Annotated in this window: 5 protein-coding genes and 1 riboswitch; all 5 genes read right to left on the reverse strand. The window is 59.0% G+C overall.

Annotated elements, in window-relative coordinates; translation table 11 throughout:
- Positions 1–14: 14 nt before the first annotated feature.
- Positions 15–1,388, reverse strand: coding sequence for an aminomethyl-transferring glycine dehydrogenase subunit GcvPA (gene gcvPA, locus RQ738_RS02175; protein WP_314161746.1), 1,374 nt, complete (start codon positions 1,386–1,388; stop codon positions 15–17).
- Between the two features lie 62 nt (positions 1,389–1,450).
- The gene (gcvH, locus tag RQ738_RS02180) at positions 1,451–1,843 is read right to left on the reverse strand and encodes a glycine cleavage system protein GcvH (RefSeq protein WP_314161747.1); all 393 of its coding nucleotides are present in this window, start codon (positions 1,841–1,843) and stop codon (positions 1,451–1,453) included.
- Between the two features lie 17 nt (positions 1,844–1,860).
- Positions 1,861–2,946, reverse strand: coding sequence for a glycine cleavage system aminomethyltransferase GcvT (gene gcvT / locus RQ738_RS02185; RefSeq protein ID WP_314161748.1), 1,086 nt, complete (start codon positions 2,944–2,946; stop codon positions 1,861–1,863).
- Between the two features lie 157 nt (positions 2,947–3,103).
- Positions 3,104–3,212: riboswitch (glycine riboswitch) on the reverse strand.
- Between the two features lie 55 nt (positions 3,213–3,267).
- Positions 3,268–4,908: an iron ABC transporter permease gene (locus RQ738_RS02190; protein WP_314161749.1), complete on the reverse strand. Its 1,641-nt coding sequence runs from the start codon at positions 4,906–4,908 to the stop codon at positions 3,268–3,270.
- Between the two features lie 5 nt (positions 4,909–4,913).
- Positions 4,914–5,927 carry an extracellular solute-binding protein gene (locus RQ738_RS02195; protein WP_314161750.1) on the reverse strand — a complete coding sequence of 338 codons (1,014 nt, stop codon included), beginning with the start codon at positions 5,925–5,927 and terminating at the stop codon, positions 4,914–4,916.
- Positions 5,928–6,362: the final 435 nt, after the last annotated feature.

The raw sequence follows: 6,362 nt of genomic DNA on the forward strand, positions 1-6,362 counted from the left end.
TTGGGTTGTATGGGCTAGCTTGCCTGATTTTGCATGACGAAAACACGCTCGAGTTTCGTGGCATAGGCCTCGATATCTGCTGCCGTGCGGGTTTCGGTCGCGCACACCAGCAGGGCCTCGCCAAGCTCCGGATAGTCTTCGGTCAGGGCATAGCCGCCAAGGATGTTGCTCGAGGCCAGCTCGCGCAGTACGTCGACAACCGGTAACTCGAGTTGCAGGACAAACTCGTGAAAGCCCGGGCCGCGGAAGCATTGTTGCACGCCTTCAATCTGGCTGAGACGCTGCTTCAGTGCCTCGCTATTGGCATGTGACAGGGCGGCGGCACGCTTCAGGCCTTCGGCACCGAGCAGGCTCATGTGAATCGTCGAGGCCGTCACCATCAGGCCCTGGTTGGTACAGATGTTCGAAGTCGCCTTCGAACGGCGGATATGTTGTTCGCGGGCCTGCAGGGTCAGGGTATAGCCGGGCTTGCCATCGAGGTCCACCGTGCGGCCGATGATACGCCCCGGCATCTGGCGCACATAGGCCTGCTTGCAACACATGATGCCATAGTAAGGGCCGCCCGAGGCGAGCGGTATGCCCAGCGGCTGACCTTCACCACAGACGATGTCAGCACCGGTCTCGCCCCACTGTCCCGGCGCCTTCAACAGACCGAGGGAAAACGGGTTAACCACGGCGATGACCAGCGCGCCGTGCTCGTGCGCCCAGTTGGTGAGGCGGTCGACCTCTTCGAGGCCACCGAAGAAATTCGGATACGGGATCACAACCGCCGTGATGTCACCCGGCTCGGCCGGTAACGACGCCGGGTCGATGACGCCACTGTCGCGGTCATAGTCGAGTTCCTCGAGAACGAGTCCCTGGTTTTTGACAATCGTATGTGCGGTTTGGCGGTAATGCGGGTGCACGGTACGCGGCACCAGGATGCGCTTTGACTTCGACTTGCGGTTGGCGCGCACGGCCATGAGCACCGCCTCGGCCAGGCCGGAGGCGCCGTCGTAGAGGGAGGCGTTCGAGACCTCCATGCCGGTCAGGGAGGCCATCATAGTCTGGAATTCATAGAGCAACTGCAGCGTGCCCTGGCTGGCCTCGGCCTGGTAAGGCGTGTAGGCGCTATAGAACTCGCCGCGCGTAGTCAGTTCCCAGACAGCTGCCGGGATATGGTGCTCATAGGCACCGGCACCGATGAAACACAGTGCCCCGGCATCCTGGGCGGCGCGCGCGTGCATCAGGCGCGCGACATCCATCTCGCTGGCCATCTCGGGCACGGTCTCGAGCTTGCCGCTGCGCAAGCCGGCCGGGATCTCATCAAACAGGTCATCAATGCTGTCAGCGCCTATCGCCTCGAGCATGCTGCGAATATCTTCTTCAGTATGTGGTATGAACGGCATGTGCCAAAATCCTGGAGAGGCGCGCCGTCAGGCCAACGCGCCGTCAATATAAATAAAATGGATCAGTGAGCGTCTTCTTCCGCGACACCGTTATAGGCAGCGGCATCAAGCAGGCCATCGACCTGCGCAACGTCACTCATCCTGACCTTGAACAACCAGCCCGCGCCATAGGGGTCGGTGTTGACGGTTTCAGGGCTGTCGGCGAGCGCCTCGTTGACTTCGACAACTTCACCGGACAGCGGACTGTAAACATCCGAGGCAGCCTTGACCGACTCGACCACGGCGCACTCGTTACCGGCCTCGAGACTGTCGCCAACCTCCGGCAACTCGATAAAGACCATATCACCGAGCAGGTCCTGGGCATGGTCTGTGATGCCGACGGTGGCGGTATCGCCATCAACGGCGACCCATTCGTGTGACTTGGTGTATTTCAGTTCTGCAGGTACGTTACTCATTTTAATTCTCCCGAATACTACAGTACGGCTTTACCGTTACGAACGAACGGCAGTTTGACAATCTGTGCTGTTACCTGCTTGTTGCGAATCTCAACCTTACAGGTGCCGGCGGCATCTTTGGGGACACGCGCGAAGGCAATGGACTTGCCCAGGGTCGGTGAAAAACCGCCACTGGTGATCTCGCCACCGGCATGCCCGTTGACGATCACCTTCTGGTGACTGCGCAGCACACCCTTGTCTTCAAGGATGAGTCCCACAAACTTCTGTGTAACGCCTTCGCTGCGCATCTTCTCCAGCGCCTCACGACCAATGAAGTCGCGGCTATCCGGTTCCCAGGCGACCGTCCAGCCGAGACCGGCGACCAGCGGTGACGTTTCTTCATCCATATCCAGACCATACAGGTTCATGCCGGCCTCGAGTCGCAGGGTATCGCGTGCCGCAAGGCCGATGGGTTGTACGCCCTCGCCATACAGCGAGCGCCACAGGTCACCGGCCTGGCTGCCGGGCAGGATAATCTCGAAGCCATCCTCACCGGTATAGCCGGTGCGCGAGACAAACCACTCGCCGACCTGGGCGGCGGTAAACGGCGCCAGCGCGGTAACAACAGAACGTTCCGGGGCATCAAACACGGCACAGACCTTTTCCCGCGCACTCGGGCCCTGCACCGCGATCATCGCCAGCCCGGCAGGCTCGGTAATCTCGACGGCAAACGGCTGGGCCTGTTCCTGTGCCCAGGCAAGATCCTTGTCATGGGTGGCGGCATTAAAGACGACCCGGAACCAGCTATCGTCCATGTAATAGACGATCAGGTCATCGATCACCCCGCCCTGCTCGTTGAGCATGCAGGTATACAGGGCCTTGCCCTGCGTTGTCAGGCGATCAACATTGTTGGCGAACAGCCTGCGCAGAAACTCGCGCACATGCGGGCCGGTAAAATCCACCACGCTCATGTGCGAGACATCAAACATGCCGGCATCGTTTCTGACCTGGTGGTGCTCGTCAATTTGCGAGCCATAACGTAGCGGCATATCCCAGCCGCCAAAATCCACCATCTTCGCACCCATAACGACATGCTTGTCGTACAGCGGCGTTTGTTTACCCATGCATTCGTACCTGTGTCAAAACCATTTCAGAAAAAAAACCAAAAAAAAGGGTGGCGAATAACCTCGCCTGCGAGGTTATTCGCCACCCCTCTGTCCTGAACCTGAGAGCTTGAGCCCCTTCGGTGGATCGTCATAGCGATCGCTCTCCAGAGACAACGTCTCTCCTGCGGTCCTTTTGCCTGAGCGTTTCCGGGTGGATGTTGCGCCTTCGGCGTTTCCTGCCCCGCATTTCTGCACAGACACGAAACCTCTCCCACGGGAGCATTAGTTGCAGGCGGACTATACCCCAGAACAGGTGCGACGGTCGAGAGACTTGAGCCGTTACCTGGACCGTCCCTTGTTTTTATCACCTCGCATCATCAACCACAGCGCGGGCAGGGTACCGAGGACGAGCATAAGTGCCGCCGGCGCGGCCAGTTCCAGCATCTCTTCGCTGGCCTCGATCCAGATACGTACCGGCAAGGTATCAAAACCGGTCGGCCGCAGGATCAAAGTGGCCGGCAATTCTTTCAGGGCATCAATAAACACCAGCACCCAGGCGCCGGCCATGCCGCTGCTGATCATGGGCAACACCACGCGCCGCAGGTTCTCGAGCGGCGCGGCGCCGAGGCTGCGCCCGGCCTGTTCGATCGAGGGGGTCAGTTGCTGCAGGGAGGCTTCCTGCGACTGTACGGCCAGTGGCAGGAAGCGGATAACCAGCGCCATAAACAGCGCCGCCAGCCCGCCGTAAAGCGGTGCCACGACGGCGAGGATGAAACTCAACACCCCGAGGGCGATAACCGGCCCCGGCAGGACAAAGCCGATACTGGAGAGCTGCAGGTAACTGGTACTCAGGAGCGAACGCTTGCGCGTGTGGAAAAAGGCTACCGGGAAGGCCGCCACAATCGCCAGGCTGGCCGCTACGGCCGCAACGATCAGCGAGTTCGAGACATAACCCCAGAAGGTCGTATCAATGAGGTCGTTGCGCCAGGCAACCCAGCTCCAGTCCAGCATCCACGCCATCGGCAAGGCAAAGGCGAATACGGTAATCAGCCCCAGCCAGGCCCAGATCATGACCTGTTCGAAGGCCGTCGCCGGGCGCAGGGCCGCCTGCCGCTGTTGCGCACTGGCATAGTAACGTTGCTTGCGGCGTGAAAAACGTTCCAGCACGAGGAACATCATGCTCAGCATCACCAGGACCATACTCAGGCCTGCCGCCCCCTGGTAATCAAAACGGCTGTTCATCTGCAGGTAGATGCTCAGGGTAAAGGTCTGGTAGCGCAGCATGCTCACCGCGCCGAAGTCCGAGAGCACGTGCAACACCACCAGCGACAGGCCCGCGGCAATGGCCGGGCGCAACAGGGGCAGATTCACATGCCAGAACACCTCGCGTGGGCTGGCGCCCTGGATACGCGCCGCCTCCTCAAGGCTGGGGTTACTCTGTGCCAGTGCCGTACGCACCAGCAGGAACACATAAGAAAACCCGGCCAGGGAAAGAACAAAGGTGGCACCGCCAACATTATAAAGGTCCGGGATCCCGACACTGTCACCAAACACCGCCAGCCAGGCCCGGCCCAGCCAGCCATCCGACTCGAACAGGGTGGTGTAGATGTGGGCAAAAACATAGGTTGGAATCGTTAGCGGCAAGACCATCAGCCAGGTCGCCAGGCCACGGCCGACAAAACGTCGCCGCGCCACCAGCCAGGCCGAGGAGACCCCGAGCACAAAACAGCCAATGGCGACCAGTAAGGCCAGTGACAGGGTATTCCAGAGCAGGCCCGGCAGACGCTGACTCCACAGTGACCGCCAGTCTTCAAGGGGCAGCTGGCTACTACTGAAGATCACAAAAATCAGTGGTATCGCCGCCACCAGCACAACCAGACCGGCCAGCAACCCCGGCCAGCCAACCTGACGCGACCATGCCCGCTTTACCCTCACGGGTATGGCAGGCGTGGTCTGTATGGCGGTATTGACGACGGTCATATGAACTATGGCATGCCCACGCTATCCAGCAGGTCGAGCGTCTCGATGCGATGTTCACCGAGGGCAGCCATCGGCACATTGGTAATATGGTAGCTGCCGGCAGCCGGCACTTCCGGGGCAGCCGACACGCCTTCACGCGTCGGGTATTCCGAATTGGCACCGGCAAACTCGGCCTGGCCCTGGGGAGAGACCAGGAAGCGGATCAGTTTTTCCGCCGCGGCCCGATCCGGTGTGTGCCGGGTCATGGCGATGCCCGCCACGTTCCAGGCCACGCCCATGCCCGTCTCACCCTGATCCGGCATGATGATACGCAGCGGTGCATCCGGGTGCTTGGCAAGATGGCGATAGATATAGTAGTGATTCACCAGGCCGACATCCTTCCTGCCCTCAGCGACCGCCTTGACGATCTTGCTGTGCTTGGCAAACACGGTATTGTCGGCATTGGTCTTCATTCCCTGCAGCCACTGCCGGGTTTTCTCCCGTCCTTCACTGAGCATGTAGACTGTGACGCCGGCGATAAAGCTTTCATTACTGCTGTTCGTGATCGCCAGCCGGTCTTTCAGGCGTGGATCGGCAAGGTCAAACACGGACTCAACAAAATCAATGTCGCTGGCATTCTCGTTCACGACCAGTACGCGGGCACGGGCAGACAGGCCCAGCCAGGTATTATCTTTGGCGCGCAGATTGGCCGGGATAACAGCCGCTATCTCGGCACTGACCGGCTGGAACAGCCCGAGCTTGCTGCCGGTTTGCAGGTTACCGGCGTCGTTACTGATAAACAGGTCGGCGTCGGTGCGTTCACCTTCGATACGCAGTTTATTCAGCAGGGCGGTGGAGGATGCTGAGTGCAGCACCACCTTGATCCCGGTCTTGGCGGTAAACTGCTCAATGACAGGCTTGATAAACTGGTCCTTGCGACCGGAATAAACCACCAACTCCTCCTCGGCAGCCATTGCCCCTGTACCTCCAAGGGCAGTCAGTAATACACCAAGCAGCAGACGTTGCAGAATCATTTTCATATCTCACCTCATTCAGGCGTTATTTCACTACGTTGACACGACTGTGCTTAATCAAACCCGCGCCAGCATGTCTGGAAACGCTAATGATAATGATTATCATTTATAAATCAAGTCCTGTTTTGCAATAGAAGAGCGCTGGCACAGGACAAACCGGATATCGAAAGTAAGCACCCACTATCGGCAAAATATTCTACAGACAACAGCACCACCCGGCCCGATGCTCTTTTTATTAACCCTGGATTCCGGCCAGGACAATGTTTCCCTGGTTTTGTAGGTCGGGTTAGATATGCCGTGCATATCGTAAGCCGACGTGCCCATGTTCAATCCCGCGTCGGATTACACCCGCATTCCATGCGCGCTAATCCGTATATGGTCTCCTCCCGTTTTGCAAGTCTTTGTGTTATCGGTGACAGGGACAGGATTGCTTCCGTATAT

The organism is Sulfuriflexus sp. (genome assembly GCF_032250955.1).
In the GTDB taxonomy this organism is placed as follows: domain Bacteria; phylum Pseudomonadota; class Gammaproteobacteria; order AKS1; family AKS1; genus Sulfuriflexus.